The sequence below is a fragment of the Shewanella eurypsychrophilus genome, from assembly GCF_007004545.3.
Lineage (GTDB): Bacteria > Pseudomonadota > Gammaproteobacteria > Enterobacterales > Shewanellaceae > Shewanella > Shewanella eurypsychrophilus.
In genome coordinates this window covers 193,839-211,742 of the sequence record NZ_CP045503.2, presented here as the reverse complement: position 1 = coordinate 211,742, position 17,904 = coordinate 193,839, and the positions used below count along the sequence as shown (strand labels likewise).

Sequence of the window (17,904 nt, the reverse complement as noted above, 5' to 3'; positions counted from 1 at the left end):
AAAGAGCAAACCCTTTCGACATAGATAATCATGCTTAGCTTTTACGGCATTACTTTTTCAATTTTGCGAAGGCATCCGCAAAGGCATTTCCCATCGCAGCATTCGCTTGCTGCTTAGGTTGAGATTTCTGCTGCGATTTACGCTGCTGATTGGGTTTTCCCGTATTAGTCGTTTTCTGATTTGCTCTAGGAGCAGGCTTATCCCCCGCCTTATCATCGAGACGCATAGACAGACCAATACGCTTACGCTCAACATCGACCTCCATCACCTTCACTTTAACCACATCACCAGCCTTAACGACTGTATGAGGGTCACTAATAAACTTATCCGTGAGTGAAGAGATATGAACCAGTCCATCTTGATGGACGCCGACATCGACAAATGCACCGAAATTCGTCACGTTAGTGACAACGCCTTCGAGGATCATATCAGGCTTAAGATCTTTAACTTGCTCAACGCCCTCTTTAAATGTCGCCGTCTTAAACTCACCTCGAGGATCGCGTCCTGGCTTATCAAGTTCAGTTAAAATATCAGTCACCGTTGGCAGACCAAATTTCTCAGTGGTAAATTCTTCTGCACAAAGAGTGGCTAGCAAATCACTATTACCCACTAGTGCTTCCACACCTTGGCCTTTTGCTTTGGCAATAGACTCAACCAAAGAATAGGCTTCAGGATGAACAGACGAAGCGTCCAGTGGATTATCGCCATTAAATATACGCAGGAAACCCGCTGCTTGCTCATAGGCCTTAGGGCCAAGGCGCGCAACCTTTAGTAGCTGCTTACGCTGAGTAAACTGGCCGTTCTCGTCTCGGTAAGTGACAATATTACGTGCTAGTGTTTTATTTAGGCCTGCAACTTGTGCCAGCAATGGCGCCGATGCCATATTCAGATCGACTCCCACACCATTCACACAGTCTTCTACGACACCTTCTAATGATAGCGATAGCTGACTCTGACTCACATCATGTTGATATTGACCAACACCGATAGACTTAGGCTCAATCTTGACTAATTCTGCCAGTGGATCTTGCAGACGACGCGCGATAGAGACCGCCCCGCGAATAGAAACATCAAGATTAGGGAATTCATTAGCAGCGAGTTCAGAGGCAGAATAAACAGATGCTCCCGCCTCACTCACCATGATCTTAGTCAGTTTTGGCAATTCAGCCTTAACGCTGGCAATCAAGTCACCGGCAAGCTTATCTGTCTCTCTCGATGCGGTTCCATTACCCACAGCGACGAGTTCTACTTTGTGCATCTTGGCTAAGTTAGCTAACGTGCGGACAGATTTATCCCACTGATTTTGTGGTGCGTGGGGGAAAATAGTCGAATGAGCCACCAGCTTGCCAGTATTATCAACAATAGCGACCTTGACGCCAGATCTGAGTCCAGGGTCTAAGCCTAAGGTTGCCTTAGCACCTGCTGGAGCAGCCATCAATAAATCGCCTAGGTTACGGGCAAACACATTTATCGCTTCAGACTCAGCAAGTTCACGCATCTTGGCAACAAACTCATTCTCCATCTGCAAGGCAACTTTAATACGCCAGGTCGCGGTCACTACCGTCTTCAACCAGGCATCGACATCACCGCTGCCAAGATTTAATTTAAAATGCTCGGCAATTATCACTTCACAGTAACTGCCTTGCTTAGATTCATTATCTGGATCTGCATTCATACTCAGCGTTAGCATGCCTTCATTACGGCCACGCAACATAGCAAGGGCGCGGTGAGAAGGGATCTTGGTTAGCTTTTCAGTATGTTCGAAATAGTCTCGGAACTTCGCGCCTTCTTTCTCTTTACCCTTGGCGACACGGCTCTCTAATACTGAACTTTGAGTAAGATGTTGTCTCACTTTCTGCAATAAAGCGGCATCTTCAGCGAAGCGTTCCATCAAGATAAAGCGTGCACCGTCTAACACCAGCTTATGATCAGTAAATCCAGCATCAGCCTTGATGTACTTGGCCACTTCAGCCTCTATATCGGCACTTCTGTTAGCGAGTAAGCAATCAGCTAAAGGTTCCAGTCCCGCTTCGATAGCGATATGCCCTTTAGTGCGGCGTTTAGGCTTATAAGGCAAATAGAGATCTTCAAGCCGTGTCTTGCTATCAGCATCGAATAAGGCAAATTTCAGCTCAGCTGTTAACTTACCTTGGGCTTCAATACTAGAGACGATCACATCACGCCTATCATTCAAATCTCGCAGATAACTCAATCTGCTATTTAATGTCCGCAACTGAGTATCATCGAGTCCTCCAGTTGCTTCTTTACGATAACGAGCGACGAAAGGCACAGTAGCACCATCATCGAGTAGAGAAATTGTCGAACGGACTTGTTGCTCGCGAACATTGAGTTCCTGAGCAATGATCTGGGCAATATTTTGCGTCATCTGCATAAAAGTAGTGTCGTGCCTGGGTTGAAAAATCGAGTGATGCTCAAGATACCACAGGAAAAGGCATGCTTGCATGTGAAAGCTGCACACTTTGAACAAGCAAGCAGCTTTCTATAGTGCAATCAATCGGCAATCACTCACCACAAAGAGTCTTCCAGGCAGACGTTGCCTCCTCGTTGCCATTTCTAAAGCCAATATAGGTATTGAGCTTCTTCGTTATTTCACTCTGATATTCAGGTTCCGTTGATGTCGGCACCTCAATCAGGTGCAAGCCACCTACCGCAGCACTTTGAACAAGACAATCTATCAGCTGGCCTGTTGTCTCACACAAATGACCTTGACCACCATAAGCTTGTATTAACAGCTTAGGGTCGAACGCTAGATGGTTACAGGCGTAAACAGGGGCATCACCCGCCTTACCTAGATGAAAAATATTATTACGCATGTAGATAATCGTGACATTGGCCGCCTGCTTTTGCAGATTGATTAATTCATTAGCCTGAAAATTAAAGCCACCGTCTCCGGTCAACACCAAAATGGGCTGTTTACTGCCCATCTCAATCAGTTGATCGGCAATCGCCCTAGCATAGGGTAAACACGTTCCCATCGCGGCGTACCAAGGATTGGCCAAATAGCTTCGACCTAGGTCGCCATTTAACGTTTGTAGCTCAAAACTGGCAAACAGAGCACTCCCAACCTCAGGGACAAAAATATAAGGCTTAGATAACTCTCCTTGAGCCAAGTTAATCGTTGCAGCCAGATTGTGATAACCCAGCATCAAGGAATCGATATTTGATGCGATAACACCATCACCGAACTGAGCGGGTAATTTCCTAGGCGTTAAATGAGCAGACTGAAGCAAGTCCATCACCACAGAAATATCCTGCTCCCATCTCGATGTTCCCTTCAGCATCGTCTTATTCTTATGACTATCGACTGCATGCGTTTGGCTACTAAACGCATTATTGGTATCACTCGGTGATATGGCAGTGCCAAGCTCCAGCACATAATCAGCCACAGACTCTATATACGCCTTACCCTCTATCTCGCTGAAAGCGCCGTTATAACTTCCTAAGCAAAGGCTATCACTCTCATCCAACATACCTTTACCAAACCAACTCGTTGCATAGGGCAAACCTTGCTGCCGACAGAATGCGATGATTTTTGTTAGTAAGGCTTGGTTGAGCCTGAGCTTTTCACCCAAAAACACCAAAGGTGAACTCGCTGCAGTAAGCTTCTTTTCAATATTTCTAGCGATCAGCTCAGCCCCGCTAAGGCTTAACTGCTGATCGCCAGTTAACTGAGCTAACTGGCTGGGTAGGCGTAAAGACTGGGTCGGTTGATTGATTAAGTCTCGAGGGATCTCGATAAATACTGGCTGACGGTTCAAATATGCATAGGTGAGTAGATCTAAACATTGCTCGGCGGCAATATTTGGCTGACCAGAATGCCTTTGCCCTTGAAGGCGCTCGGCGCGGATCCCCAATGCTCGAAAGGCATTTAATGCCGCATCGAGATCGGTATTCCAGGCCGTACTTGGATGGACGCTATGATGTAAAGCATGACTATTCACTTCGTTCTCACCTGGAGCGCCAGAGATAAACACCACAGGCAAGCCTTCAGTTCGCGCCAGCGCTGCAGCACTCACACAAGGTAAACTACCGACCGTATACGTCGTCATGCATACGCCTAAAGGATTTAGCTCAGCCTGAGCACAAGCACTAAATCCTGCATGCATCTCATTGCTCGAAGGTAGCACTTCAACATGAGGTTCTAAGGCATTTATCAAGTTAGCGACAAAGTCACCACCAACACCATAGGTGCGTTTTACTCCAAAAAAACAGAGAAGCTCTCCCAAGCTAGCGCCAAACTGAGGTAAGTGTTGATAATATTCGTCGCCAAAATTGTCTTCAATTGATGTCGCCACAACCCAGTCCTTAATAATTAATATTATCGGCAGGCTAGTAGCTATAGGAGTTTCAGGCGTTGATCGAGATCATTTGTGACCAAATGAGATGAGCCAGCGAAGTGGAAAGGCAAGATTACAATTACAGTCATCACCCTAACAGCACTGAGGTTACAGGGCTATTAATGATGTAGATTAAACTTTACAGGGTATGCTCGGGCATACTTCTTCGATTAATCAGTATCTCGAAGCCATGTCGATTAGCAGATGAGGTGATGGGCCTAAGCCCCAAACCAGATAAACCAACCTCTAGTATAGGTAGAGGAAGAAACTAGATCAGCTTATCTCTAGCGAGTTGATGCGGAAACAAGGATTGGAGCTGGGGCAAAATGGCAGTATATTAACGACTAATAAAAAGAGACATTTTCCCTGTTGCAACATTAGATGCCATCAAAACAGCACTACAACATTTGCAAGCAAGGACTAGGAACAGCAAGTTGAAAACCAACCTAATCACCCGTGAAGGGTTTGATAAACTCAATAAAGAACTCAACTACCTTTGGCGTGAGTACAGACCAGAGATCACCAAAAAGGTAGCGTGGGCTGCCAGCCTTGGCGACCGTTCAGACAACGCTGACTACAAAGAGAATAAGCGACTCCTCAGGCAAATAGACTCTCGAGTGAGGTTTCTAAGAAAGCGTATTGAAGCTGTTAAAGTTGTTGAGTATTCACCACAACAAGACGGCAAAGTCTTTTTTGGTGCCTGGGTCGAAATTGAAAATGACGATGGTGAAAAGAAGAAATTTAAAATTGTTGGCCCAGATGAAATCTATGGCAGAAACGATTACGTCTCTATCGATGCCCCAATGGCCCGCGCCCTACTGAAAAAAGAGGTCGATGACGAGGCCGTCGTTAAGACTCCTACAGGTGAGCAAACTTGGTATGTGAATAACATTTCCTACCAAAACCCTAGCCTTGATAATGACTAGTCGTTAGTCATTATCTGCTCAATAAAAGTTGGATTACTTGTCGGATAACAAGTTTCAAATCTCTTTTAATTTTCGGTTCATTGGGCTGGTTTGATACTTGGCAGTTTTCTGGTCACCATTACAGTCTTGTTATCAATCGCCTGCCCGGCGAGGGATGTGCGAACACTGCATATTTATCACTTCGATTGGAATTACTTTCAGGGAATAAATTTGTAGAGTTCTAGCTCGCTTCTGGACAAGAATGTGTTTACTTGTCGGATAACACGTTTCTGAAATATCTACTGTGGATTCATTGGGCTAACTCGGTATTTGGTTATTATCTGGTAAGCATGACTTCATTGTTATCTATTGCTTGCAGCAGGCTCACATGTAGATACTTCAGTGGGACGCTGTAAAGCCATCCCTGGCCGCTCTGCGGTTTCATCCTTGAAACCGAAGCCCACTGCCGCATCTACATCAGGTTATTCATTTCTTCGATTGGAGCTTAAAGGTGCTAGCTAAACACGTTTTTGGACATAATAAGCTAGCTCTAAGGCTTTCTGGTGTAGGTTTTAGCTTTACCTCCGTGTTCTCCGTGCAAGCGTAGCGCTCCGTGGTAAGAGTGCTTGTTTCTTGGTAAAGCATCAATCCTAAAGCTATTCACCACGGAGAACACAGAGGACACGGAGAAAGGCAACAGCTAAAGTCTTTGCAACTCTCAACTTTTAGCTCAATCTTTACCTCCGTGTTCTTCGTGGAAGCGAAGCGCTCCGTGGTGATACTTCGCTCGAGTTGAAGATGCCCCTTTCTGTAAAACACCCAGTGTGGATGCGGCTGCGAGCTTCGGCAGCATGGACGTTGCCGCAGAGCCCACACGGACGTGTTCACGGCATTTCGCAGAAGCATCTGCATAGCCCCCGCTGGGAAGCGTTAGGTTGCCATGAAAGTACGACTTTCAAACACACAGTCCAACAAATGCTGGATTCCGGCTCAAAAGCTCTGCCGGAAAGACGGTCGTATCAACGAAAATGCAATAGACCTTCATTCGAAGGCTAGCAAACTTTGGGGCAGAAACGTGTCACGAAGCCTAGCCATAAACCTAAACAGAAGAGATCGACTGCTTGTGAAAACCTCAGTGTAGGTGCGGCTGCGAGCTTCCAAAACATGGATGTTTTGGCAGAGCCCACACGGACGTGTTCACGGCGTCTCGCAGAAGCATCTGCATAGCCCCCGCTGGGAAGCGATAGGTTGCCATGAAAGTACGACTTTCAAACACACAGTCCAACAAATGCGGGATTCCGGCTCAAAAGCTCTGCCGGAAAGACGGTCGTATCAACGAAAATGCAATAGACCTTCATTCGAAGGCTGGCTCACTTTGGGGCAAAAGCAATTTAGGGGTTTATTGCGAGATGATAATTTTTAGGTAAAAAGGTGAGTTGATTAGAATTTTGTAGCAAAAAAATTAGGAGGCCATTAGCTATAATGAGTATCTAGCCTATGGGACTAAGCGTGAATCAGCATTTTCCGATCTATCACCTTGGGCTGCAGCCTCTTGCACTTTTTAGTGATCTGCGGGCGATACTCTTTCCAGAGATATGTTTTCTGTCTGTATCAATTTAGTTACAATTTCAGAAGTGAGTGCAGAACTACTTACTTCTCATTATAATACAACTGGTTACGCATTAGATATAGAGTTCAACCCCAATAATATTATCAATCTCACCCACATGCCTCTAGTCATGGAGTATTTAAAGCGGCTATATTAGCCTAAATAAAGAATATCAATATCAGCCAGTTGGCTACCGATCACTATCGGGTTCCAAGAAAAAGGATAATAACCATGGGACAGGAAACCTCAAAGATTCTCGTCGTCGATGATGATATGAGGCTAAGAGCCTTACTCGAGCGTTATCTTATGGAGCAAGGTTATCAGGTTCGAAGTGCTGCCAATGCAGATCAGATGGATAGACTACTAGAACGTGAAAATTTTCATTTGCTGGTTTTAGATTTAATGCTTCCTGGTGAAGATGGTCTCTCTATCTGTCGTAGATTGCGTCAAACAGGAAGCACGATTCCAATCGTGATGCTTACCGCTAAAGGTGATGAAGTTGATCGCATTATCGGGCTTGAGCTCGGCGCCGATGATTATTTACCTAAACCGTTTAATCCACGTGAGCTACTTGCACGTATAAAAGCCGTAATGCGCAGACAGAGTCAAGATGTGCCAGGTGCACCGACTCAGCAGGAGGAGGAGATATCCTTCGGAGAGTTTGCTCTCAACCTAGCGACTCGCGAAATGTATCATGGCGAAGAAGCTATCTCGTTGACGAGTGGTGAGTTTGCTGTCCTTAAGGTGCTTGTGAGTCATCCTCGCGAACCTCTGTCTCGAGATAAATTAATGAATTTAGCTCGTGGTCGTGACTACTCAGCGCTAGAGCGCTCTATTGACGTACAAGTCTCTCGCTTAAGACGCTTAATTGAAAAAGATCCAGCAAACCCAAGATATATTCAAACGGTTTGGGGCCTAGGATATGTTTTTGTGCCTGATGGCACTTCGCGTCGATAAACAATCTTGTTTTTTTCAACGATGATTTTCATAAGTCCTAAGGGGTAACAGTTACATGAAGTGGCTGCAAAAGCTTTTACCCCGCAGTGCATTTAGCCAAACAGTCATGCTGATCGGCAGCTTACTGCTGATCAACCAATTGGTTTCTTACCTTTCCGTGGCGGCTTATTTTATCCAGCCGACGTACCAACAGATTAACCAGCTGATAGCTCGGCAGGTTAAGTTGTTATTTGTCGATGGGGTCGATGTTGGTCGTGAACACCTGACGATGGTGGATGCGCTTAATGCCAAGGTTCGTGACGATGGTATGCAAGTTTATAACCAAAAACAGGCACGCGAAGCTGGTATTGAACAAGCCACGTATTATGCGCTGTTATCCTCTCAGATGTCGGAGCATTTAGGCGGTAAAGCAGAAGTAAGAATAGCTCAATCGGAGTTTTTCGAGATCTGGATAAGACCCCCCCAAGCCCCTTCAATATGGATTAAAGTTCCACTCACCGGCTTTAACGAATACGACCTGTCGCCTCTAACACTCTATTTGATGGTTATTGGTGCATTGAGTGTTGCTGGAGGTTGGTGGTTTGCCCGACAACAGAATCGACCGCTCAGGCGATTACAGAAGGCGGCTATTTCCGTTTCAATGGGCGACTACCCTGAGCCTCTGCCGTTAACAGGTTCAACCGAGCTCGTCGAAGTAACCAATGCTTTCAATCGAATGTCACACGGTATGAAGCAGCTTGAGCAAGATAGAGCGCTGCTGATGGCGGGTATTTCCCATGATTTACGTACCCCACTTACCCGTATTCGGCTCGCATCAGAGATGATGGTGGCCGAAGATCAGTACCTTAAAGATGGTATTGTTCATGATATTGAAGATATGGACGCGATTATCAACCAATTCATCGCCTATATCAGACAAGATCAGGAAAGCATCCGCGAGCAAGAGCAGATCAATTACCTTATCGAAGATGTCGCTCAAGCAGAGTCAAACCGAGAGGGTGAAATTGAGGTCGTGCTTAACGAGTGCCCCGAGATCCCGATTCAAAGCATCGCCATTAAGCGTATCTTGAGTAACTTAGTCGAAAATGCTTTCCGCTATGGAAACGGTTGGGTCAGGATCAGTTCACATTTTGATGGCCGCAGAGTCGGCTTTAGCGTCGAAGATGACGGTCCAGGTATTCCGGAGTCAGAAATCCCCAATTTATTCCAACCATTTACTCAGGGAGATTCGGCTCGAGGTAGTGTCGGCTCAGGCTTAGGTTTAGCGATTATCAAGCGTATTGTCGATCGCCACCGAGGGGAAGTCGTACTCACGAATCGCGTCGCCGGTGGTTTGCATGCCCAAGTCTGGTTACCTATGGCTTGATGGCTTGGGTTGTTATATAAGCGGCAACTGAAATAAGCGTCATATTACTGCAATAAATATGTAACACCTTTCACCTACCCTTGCGGCAAGTTTCGTCGCAAGGGATACTCTCAATGAAAATATCCACACTGTCACTATCAGCTTCTGCCACCTTATTACTACTCGCTGCGGTTTTGGCTACGCTAGTTGTCTGGAGTAACGAAAAGCGTCATGACATTGAAGTAAAATCGAATAATCTACAGCAGTTACAGCAAACATTTCTGGTTGAGATAAGACGGGAACTCGATGCTTACCTCAATACTGGCGATGCTAATCAGTTAGAAATTGCCAAAACCTTACTCGAACAGATCGAGTCATCTCTTGCTATCAATAATGACAGTGACGTTGAATCCCTCCGACGACTTCTCAGCCACTTTATTCAAAGCTTAGATACCGACTATCGAGCCGCCGGTAAACTTGCTGGTAACCCCAGACAGCTTCTTGCTCATGCAGAGGCTGAGATGCTAGATAACAACCGCCGCCTAGCCGATTATGCCGATGTCGGTCGCAGCAACAGTTTATCTTTATCTGAGCAATATCTCAGGCTAACACGTCAATTACCCCCTCTGGTTTATCAGCTATCACAACTCACGCAGGGCTATCTAATAGGCAAAGATCAACGATTACAATCTATTCTGCAAAGTACTATCGATGAACTCGAAATATGGCATAACAGGCTAGACTCTCTACCTTTGATTGGTATATATGAAAGTCAGGAAATCGATGAATTTGCCTTAGGTGGTGCCGAGGAAGAGGTGCTAGAAATAGGTGAGACTTACCGCTCTGAACTTCTTAGCCTGAGTAATCGCTATAAGCGTGAAGTCACAAACACCTATAACTTGCTTCAAGATAATCAGCTTATTCAACAACAGCTCAAGCAATCTATCAGTGAGGTTGAGCAAGCAATGCTCGAGTTAAGTGCGACACAAGCCAGACAAAATCAACAGCTAAAGAAAGAGTTACAGCTGGCTTTATATACTGTGGTCTCGGTGCTCGCGCTTTTCGCTGTAATCTATCTATTATTACAACAGCGTAGGGTCGTATCACCACTCAAACAACTAAACCATGCATTTCAAAAGCTCAGCGAATCAAATAGTCGTGAACGACTCGAAATCAATAGACGATGTGAAACAGGCCAGATAGCTGGGCACTTCAACCTTTTGCTGCAAAGGTTCGAAGAGGAAGATGAATCCCAACGAGAACAGATGAGCCTGGTCTCTCAATCACTGTCAAACTTAGTCGAACGCATCTCACAGATCACTCACAGTACAGATGAAACACAACATGTAGTCAGTCAGGCTCAATCACAAACTGATGAGATAAGAAGCCTAGCTCATGAAGTCAGCACAACCTCCTCTTTGGTGGAACAAAGTGCTGAGCAGACCATGCTGCAGATGCAAATAAGCCAAAGTGAGGCAGAGTTAATGCTACAGGCTACCGAAGAAACTCAGCAAGCTGTGATTCAATCCCACTTATCTCTGTCTAGCCTGACTACATCAGTCGAAGATGTTTCTAAGATCATCGATGTTATCGGCAATATTGCCGAGCAAACAAACTTGCTCGCACTCAACGCGGCCATAGAAGCTGCAAGAGCCGGCGAGCAAGGCCGCGGCTTTGCCGTTGTAGCCGATGAAGTCAGAAGCCTGTCTCAGAGAACCCAAGCCTCTTTGAAAGAGATTATGGATATACTGAATCAGCTCAACCAAGCCAATGGTGAACTCGCGATCAACATGACGGGTATCGAGCAAGCTACACAGAGACAAAAAGCCCGAGCCCAAGGATTATCAGATGTAGCTCTATCGGTACAAGCTCAAGCTAGTGACATGGCCGTCACGGCAAAACAAGGCTCCATCAATGCCCAACAGCAAGTCAATTATCTGGATGAATTTGTACATGCCATGTTGATGCTAAAAAATCAGGCTCAGTCGGCTTCACAGCAAAGCGAAGTCATTGGCAATGAGGTACAACAGAGTGTGCAAGATATTGAAGCGAATCTAGGTATAGCGAACAAAGAAACTCACCTATCTCACGCTGCATAGTTTCATTTATAGCCGACAATGTTAAAATCTCGAAAACCTAGTTCACAACTTACGTATTTCGGGATAGAAATGAAACATATACATCGGCTAGCTGGACTTGCCATCAAAGCATCCATCACCATAGCATTGGTCATGAGCGCCCCCACTCAAGCTAGCCAAGAATCAAGCGTGAACCCATATGCTATCTCTGTTCTCGCTGGGTTAGAATCTTATCCCGATTCCGAAGCCAGCTCTATGTCGCGAGGCGGCGGGCTGTCATTCATTTGGGATGACTTACGTTATAACAATGTTTATCAACTCGATACTAACTACTTTAGAGTGCGTGGTACTTACTATTACGAACGTGATGCCGAGAAGTATGATGAAGACAGGTATCGTAATTCCGCAGATCTTAAACTTAACTACCAACGCCCTTTTTACAGTTTCGGTGAAGAGCAAGAATACCTACTCAGTATTCATGGACGCTATGAGGGCCACTACAACAGCCAGCAATTAGAAGAGTTTGAACAGCTTGCTGTTGCAGGTCTTGCCTTCAACACTCGTTTCTCTGGCACCAATCACTATGACCTAGGTCTGATATTAGGTCTTGGCTATAGTGAAGAGGAGAAAGATGATGACTGGCCACGCGAAGAGATGGGCCATGGTGAAGATGTGCTTAATCGAGCAGGGTTTGGCTACTTCTTCGAATGGAGTAACGCCTACACATTCGCTCATAGTGGCGTGCAGCTAACCGCAAAATTTAGCCGTTTTGACGGTAACTGGTCCTATGATGCTGGTCAATTCTATAAAGTCGACAGACTCACCTTAGGGGCTGTGGTGCCTCTCGCCAATGAGAACAACCTGCTGCATTTCAGCAGTCAGTATATCACTCGTGACTACGAGCTGGACCTTATCGGCTTCGAAGATACCTTATATCGCGTCGCTGTCGAATACGTGCACTACTTTTAAATTTTACTATCAAATATGTGATAACGAGGTCATTTTAACCTCTAACTTACCACCATTAATCAGAGCTGAAATTCAGTCCGAACTTAACGGTGCCATATATGGCACCGTTAATATCCTAACTTATTATAAACCATGCTGACCGCAACACTCTGCCATATACTCACCTTTTAGAAGTTGTGTTGCTAACTGCAAACAAGTAATTATCACTTCTATATTTTCTTCAATTAGAGGTATCCTCAGGGCTCCACGGACCACTTTAAAATTATCTTTATAGACTTTAAGAATTTTAGGGGCTGAACCCTCTTTATCAGGCTGAAAAAGCTGAAAGTTTATCGTCTGTTGTGAAATATCGATGCCTAGTAACTTTCCCCCGGCAGTTACATTAGGTTGACCATCGTCCCTGCGCTCCTTCAGCCCAAACCTGGCAAAGTACACACCCAGAAAAGGCATAGTTTGATCGTGATTATTTCTTCCTGGCTGCTTAAGATAACACCTGATACCGCTTTTATTTGCCACGGATAAAATTTGGACCACATAAGGTGATATATCATTAAAAACCTGAGTCAATGGATTGACTTTATCTGACATTTTCTCACTAACAATGTCAAAGAAGTTTGCTATATCATTGACGTTTTTATCGGTATGAATAACAAACTCTTCACGGTCATATGGTTGAATCATCCATTCAAATTCTGTCATCTTTTCCCTTTCTAAAATGCACTGCTAAATTATACTGTAACTAGTGGCATTAACTTTAACTGCGAGCCCAGTCTCAACAAGGAAATTAGCTATTATAACTGCTTTTAAATAGCCCACTTTTTCATGGCGCTGAATTGCAGAAAGAGAAAACTGCTCCCGATTTTTTAGCTCGATAATAAGTTGCTGATTAATTTTCATTGAATGAATTCCAGACGTATGCTGATAATAGTTAGCGACATGCTTTAGGGGTATTTAGAGGACTATTGATTCTAATAAAACAACCTGAGGCCATTTCACCATATAACTTTCGAACAATGCCTCGCGATGGCTCAGGCTCTTGCCCATATTTGACCATAAAGAAATCAAATTCTCGAATCGGGTTACTCGTCACCCAGCCGATATCTTCTTTTAACTCCTGTGGATTAATATGTTTAACAATTTGGCGTGCTAACTCAATGACAGGTCTATACATTTTTGAGTTGGTGTAGTGGAATTTATTGCCGTGTAACCCTTTCCCGCTCAGGTCATCAATTGAAATATTGCCAGGTAACAGGGGAATAGCATCTTTTGTCCATCCAAGCTCAAAAAAAAGTCTAGAAAGGACAATATCTGGTTTCACCACCTGAAAACCAAGGTCCATCATTAAATGCAATGCTGTAATTCGCTGCTTGTAATTAATTTTCTGAAGATGCTCTAGAACATTCCATACATCATCAACATCGCCCCCACCAGTTAGAAACTCTATCACTGGTGTAGTATTGGCTTTATGCCGCATAAAGCGTGAAAGATCACGAGCTAAACCTACTGTTCTTTTATTTTTTGACCAGTTAGCAATAGGCTTACGACCTTCAAAAATTCCCGAACGTGATGCAAGCTGATGTACCTTACTTCCACCAAGTATTAACTGACTACCGTGCTTTTCTATATCCCAATCTGTTGAAGTAAACTCTTTATAGTTATCAAAAATATCTTCAATGGTCAAAATTTCATTCGTTGCAATATTTGACCTAATTCCGGCATAGCGAATCACTGTCCACATCTTATGCCACAGCTTAATTGCTGCTATTTCATCCGTACCGCCATGCTCTGATAGCTGACAGCGGTTACATAACCCCGTTACAAATTCACGGAATATTGCCTGATTATCTTGATGCTCTTGTAGGCTTGATGTCGCTGTTCTTGTTGCCTCAAACCACACCTTCTTTCGCACTTCTCGATACTGCTGCACTTTTGTCTCAACATTCATATAAATTACTCATCTGTAGTGTTTGTAATTCTATATAGCTGCAAACTTGCGATTTGTACCCAACATAACTTAAAAGCCTAAATAAGCACCAAGAAGGTAAATTGAAAGGAGGTTACTAGTTGCCCAGTGTGGCTGTGGCCACCCGTGACATCGACGTCACAGCTGACACTTTAGGAAAATACTTATTACGATGTTCTTAACTAAGAGCCATATCTGATATCAGCATCCCGCTGTTAACTCGTCATTGCAGCCTTAACGTAAACATCGAAGCGGTTTTTCTTGGTCGCTATGACCATAGAAGGTTTTACGCCGTCTAGGTCTTCGGCATAGTCGGGACGTTTCACTACGACACGTTTAGTGGCAAGTGCCATGGCTGGCGCGAGCAGTCCATCTGCATCAAGGTCGGCGCCGACTAATGTCTGGAATACGCGCATCTCTTTCTTTACTAATGCAGATTTGGTTTTATGTGGATACATAGGATCTAGATACACCACATCGGCCTCTTCGCCAAGCTCGGCCACAGCCTCGAGACTCGAGCCATGTACCAACCTCATGCGTTCACGCATCCAATCGCCAATCTCTTCGCTCTCATAGGCGCGGCGCAAACCGTCTTCAAGTAGCGCGGCAACCACAGGGTTTCGTTCCACCATAGTCACATTACAGCCTAAACTCGCCAGCACAAATGCATCGCGCCCTAACCCAGCGGTACCATCGACTACTGTAGGATTAACTCCTTGCTTCAAACCAACGGCCTTAGCAATCGATTGGCCTCGCCCACCACCAAATTTACGCCTATGAGCTACCGCACCGGAGACAAAATCGACACTGATCCCCTTGAGTTTTGGCTCATCACGCTTGTTTAGGGTTAAGGTGTTATTTTCAAAAACCAGCTCAAATTCCGCTGCTTTATCGAAGGTCAGATCCCATCGTTCACAGATAGCTTCTAATGTCGGATATTGAGAATTGAAAAAAATTGCAGTCACGGCTTTGAGTTCTGTTTAGGACTAATAAGCTTATTATGCCCTATGGGGTCATAGGCTGACCACAGCTTACTACAAATGCCATCAATCTCAGTCGTCACCTAACCAACATAGAAGTTCCGAGACTGTACTCTTGTGCTAAAAACCTCTGATTTTTTCTAAAACCCCCCCTCAAAAAGCTAAAACAAACTCAATTAAAGCCCAGCTCACATCGTAATTTACCATCTTGATGCACCATCACGCCGCAACAAAAAACAAATAACCTCAAACCCATTGAGATAAGAAAGATGATGATCATAAAAACAACACATGCACGTAGATTTAGTTACTTTGCATTATCGGCGGCTGTCGCACTAACTACCTTAGGTTGTAGCGACGGCAAAGATGGCACCGATGGAAAACCTGGTAACCCAGGCGGAATAGTCAGTACACAAGCTGAAGTATTGACACTGAATATCACTAACAGTGAAATCGTTAATCAACAGCTATCACTAGATTTTACTGCTTATAATGAAAAGCAGCTTCCTGTAGTAAAAATTGCTGCAATCAAGCTAGATACAGCTCAATTACTACCAGAGTTTGAAGGTGAACGCTCACAGTGGCAAACGCTATCAAGCGAATACTGTACACCTGAGAAAGGCTGTGAAGGCATTTTAGTGGACAATATGGATGGCAGCTATCGCTATACCATGAGTGGCCCACTTGTAGGTCAAGATGTTGAGTTTAATAGTGAATGGACCCAACGTGTCACTCTACGAGTAGAAGAGTCAGCTCAAGTACCACAGAGCTATACTCATAACGATTTTAACCTCGACGGTTCAGAGATCACTAACAATCGTGCCATCGTCGACGCTAGCAACTGCTTAAAGTGTCACGATAGCATCGAAAGTATTAAACATGGTGGTGATGAGCTAGAAAACTGTGCCAGCTGTCATACCAGCAATAACATGTCAGATCCAAGTAAAGTGTGGCCCGTACTGGCTCATAGTGTACATATTGGTGTCACTTCAGAGCCTATTGGCAACTGTGTAAGCTGCCATGAAGGTGAAGAGTCTGAATCTCTACAGCAAGCGCTAAACTGGAATCAAGTTCCGACCCGCGAAACTTGTTCTAGCTGTCATGATATGACTAGCAACGAAGTTTACGATCACTCAGGTCAAGAAAGCAACGGTCAGTGCCTAACCTGTCATGCACCAGAGCAGACCTACGATGATCACCTGAGTAAATATGAAAAAGCAATCGATGAGCAGCAGCGCGGTATCGTCACTGTCGACGTGCGTGATGCAAAACTTGTCGAGCAAGATGGCGAGCACTTTGCTGAGATCAGTTTTGCACTACTCAACAAGCAGGGTGAGGCGATTGCCGTTGCAAACAACAACCCAGCCGATGCCGAGTGGATCAAGAACCTGCAGATGTACGTTAACTGGGGAACTTCGGTCGACTTTACCACTAGCCGTGGTTACACCATTTATGTAAAGAGTAACAAGAAAGATATTACTCAAGATGGCAGCGGAATTACTCCTGCAGGTGAACGTGCTCGCACGCCGCTACATAGCAGCAGTGACAATGTGTTCACCTACCTAATGGGGCCAGTTGTTACCCAAGATAGTATCTCTGGCGACCTAATTGATGATGCCGGTTTCATCTCTAACCGCCTTATCTACTGTTTCGCTCCAGATCAAAGCCTAATGAGCTGTGATGAGAGCGGCCATGCTAAGAATGCCTCTATGAATGAACGCTGGTTCTTTAACAGAGATGGTCTAACTGAAGATCCTTCAGAGGCTCGTCCAGTTATCGTCAGCAACGAGAAGTGTGGTTCTTGCCATGGTTTCGACGAGTTTAGCCAAAATACTGAGCTTGCTTGTCGTAGCTGTCATAGCCGCAAGACTGAGATGAACAAGAAGCACGCCGATACGACTTGTTTCTCTGGTCATGATCATGACGAACTAGGCAACCATATCGAACCATTTGCCGAGCGCGCTATGCTACCTACAGGTAAGTCAGGATTTATTAGCTCTACAGCCGATATCATAGATCCTTGTTTAGCCTGTCATAACCCTAATACGCCACCGACTCAGGCCATTCGCGAGATGCACACTAAGCCGAGTGATTGGGATTATGTTGAGCAACTAACGGTAACGCACCCAGATCACAAGGTTTGGATGCACTCACTGCATACTAATCAGCGTGCTACACAAGATACTGTTAATGGTGTGCGTAATGTCGACTACCCAGCGGATAAAGCTAACTGTTACCGCTGTCATGAGGGAGATACTTTTGGTGTCGAACGTCTAACTTCACAGGGGCGCCCACTAGCATTAGATCTTGATTACGATCCAGATTCAACCGCTCACCCGGCTACAGATATCACGATTGATGCTTATACCTCTCCAGTCTCAGCTACATGTTATGCATGTCATGCTAAGCAGGAGAATGCTGAAGGCGAAATGGTGATCAACAAGGCTGTTCGTGCTCATATGGAGCAAAACGGTGGACGCTTTGGTGTCACAGAAAATGAGCTGCAAGTTGAGTCTTGTGCGGTTTGTCACTCTATCGAAAACCTAAAGCAAGTTCACAAGCTATAAAAGTCTCCCTGCAATGAGATTAACCCCGCCTAGGTTTTCTTATCTAGGCGGCAACCCTTTTGTTAATATGTGAGAGAAATTGCCAGTCAGATCATATTTTACAGTGATATGGTTTGTCGTGTTGAAATAGCTAGCAATATAATATCGAGATCTCCGCCTTCCATACAAACTCA

Annotated in this window: 12 protein-coding genes and 1 pseudogene; 6 read left to right on the top strand and 7 right to left on the bottom strand. The window is 44.9% G+C overall.

What is annotated here, in order from left to right; all coding sequences use genetic code 11:
- Positions 1 to 49 precede the first annotated feature (49 nt).
- Positions 50 to 2,392, bottom strand: coding sequence for a Tex family protein (locus tag FM038_RS00940; protein WP_142873092.1), 2,343 nt, complete (start codon positions 2,390 to 2,392; stop codon positions 50 to 52).
- A 130-nt stretch (positions 2,393 to 2,522) separates the two neighbouring features.
- Positions 2,523 to 4,316, bottom strand: coding sequence for a thiamine pyrophosphate-binding protein (locus FM038_RS00935; protein WP_142873093.1), 1,794 nt, complete (start codon positions 4,314 to 4,316; stop codon positions 2,523 to 2,525).
- Between the two features lie 476 nt (positions 4,317 to 4,792).
- Here FM038_RS00935 and greB point away from each other — a divergent pair, with 476 nt between their 5' ends.
- The gene (greB, locus tag FM038_RS00930; RefSeq protein WP_142873094.1) at positions 4,793 to 5,284 is read left to right on the top strand and encodes a transcription elongation factor GreB; all 492 of its coding nucleotides are present in this window, start codon (positions 4,793 to 4,795) and stop codon (positions 5,282 to 5,284) included.
- Between the two features lie 1,492 nt (positions 5,285 to 6,776).
- Here greB and FM038_RS25365 read toward each other — a convergent pair.
- Positions 6,777 to 6,871 (bottom strand): annotated as a pseudogene (locus tag FM038_RS25365) (transcription elongation factor GreAB); the annotation flags it as partial.
- Between the two features lie 232 nt (positions 6,872 to 7,103).
- Between FM038_RS25365 and ompR the strand changes: the two are divergent.
- The 4 genes from ompR to FM038_RS00910 all read left to right on the top strand — a co-directional run bounded on the left by ompR (position 7,104) and on the right by FM038_RS00910 (position 12,221).
- Positions 7,104 to 7,829, top strand: a complete 726-nt coding sequence (ompR, locus tag FM038_RS00925; protein WP_142873095.1) for an osmolarity response regulator transcription factor OmpR — start codon at positions 7,104 to 7,106, stop codon at positions 7,827 to 7,829.
- A gap of 55 nt (positions 7,830 to 7,884) precedes the next feature.
- Positions 7,885 to 9,195, top strand: coding sequence for a two-component system sensor histidine kinase EnvZ (gene envZ / locus FM038_RS00920; RefSeq protein WP_142873096.1), 1,311 nt, complete (start codon positions 7,885 to 7,887; stop codon positions 9,193 to 9,195).
- A gap of 113 nt (positions 9,196 to 9,308) precedes the next feature.
- A complete protein-coding gene (locus FM038_RS00915; RefSeq protein ID WP_142873097.1) occupies positions 9,309 to 11,273 on the top strand; it encodes a methyl-accepting chemotaxis protein in 1,965 nt (654 codons plus the stop codon).
- A gap of 69 nt (positions 11,274 to 11,342) precedes the next feature.
- The gene (locus FM038_RS00910) at positions 11,343 to 12,221 is read left to right on the top strand and encodes a hypothetical protein (protein WP_223292975.1); all 879 of its coding nucleotides are present in this window, start codon (positions 11,343 to 11,345) and stop codon (positions 12,219 to 12,221) included.
- Positions 12,222 to 12,344: 123 nt separating this feature from the next.
- Here FM038_RS00910 and FM038_RS00905 read toward each other — a convergent pair whose 3' ends face one another.
- The 4 genes from FM038_RS00905 to FM038_RS00890 all read right to left on the bottom strand — a co-directional run bounded on the left by FM038_RS00905 (position 12,345) and on the right by FM038_RS00890 (position 15,149).
- Positions 12,345 to 12,920, bottom strand: coding sequence for a hypothetical protein (locus FM038_RS00905; protein WP_142873098.1), 576 nt, complete (start codon positions 12,918 to 12,920; stop codon positions 12,345 to 12,347).
- A 24-nt stretch (positions 12,921 to 12,944) separates the two neighbouring features.
- Entirely contained in the window at positions 12,945 to 13,118 is a 174-nt protein-coding gene (locus FM038_RS00900; protein WP_185965797.1) for a hypothetical protein, read from the bottom strand.
- 31 nt (positions 13,119 to 13,149) lie between these two features.
- The gene (locus FM038_RS00895) at positions 13,150 to 14,166 is read right to left on the bottom strand and encodes a hypothetical protein (RefSeq protein ID WP_142873099.1); all 1,017 of its coding nucleotides are present in this window, start codon (positions 14,164 to 14,166) and stop codon (positions 13,150 to 13,152) included.
- Between the two features lie 233 nt (positions 14,167 to 14,399).
- Positions 14,400 to 15,149, bottom strand: a complete 750-nt coding sequence (locus FM038_RS00890) for a class I SAM-dependent methyltransferase (protein WP_142873100.1) — start codon at positions 15,147 to 15,149, stop codon at positions 14,400 to 14,402.
- A 284-nt stretch (positions 15,150 to 15,433) separates the two neighbouring features.
- Between FM038_RS00890 and FM038_RS00885 the strand changes: the two genes are divergently transcribed.
- Positions 15,434 to 17,731: an OmcA/MtrC family decaheme c-type cytochrome gene (locus FM038_RS00885; protein WP_142873101.1), complete on the top strand. Its 2,298-nt coding sequence runs from the start codon at positions 15,434 to 15,436 to the stop codon at positions 17,729 to 17,731.
- Positions 17,732 to 17,904: the final 173 nt, after the last annotated feature.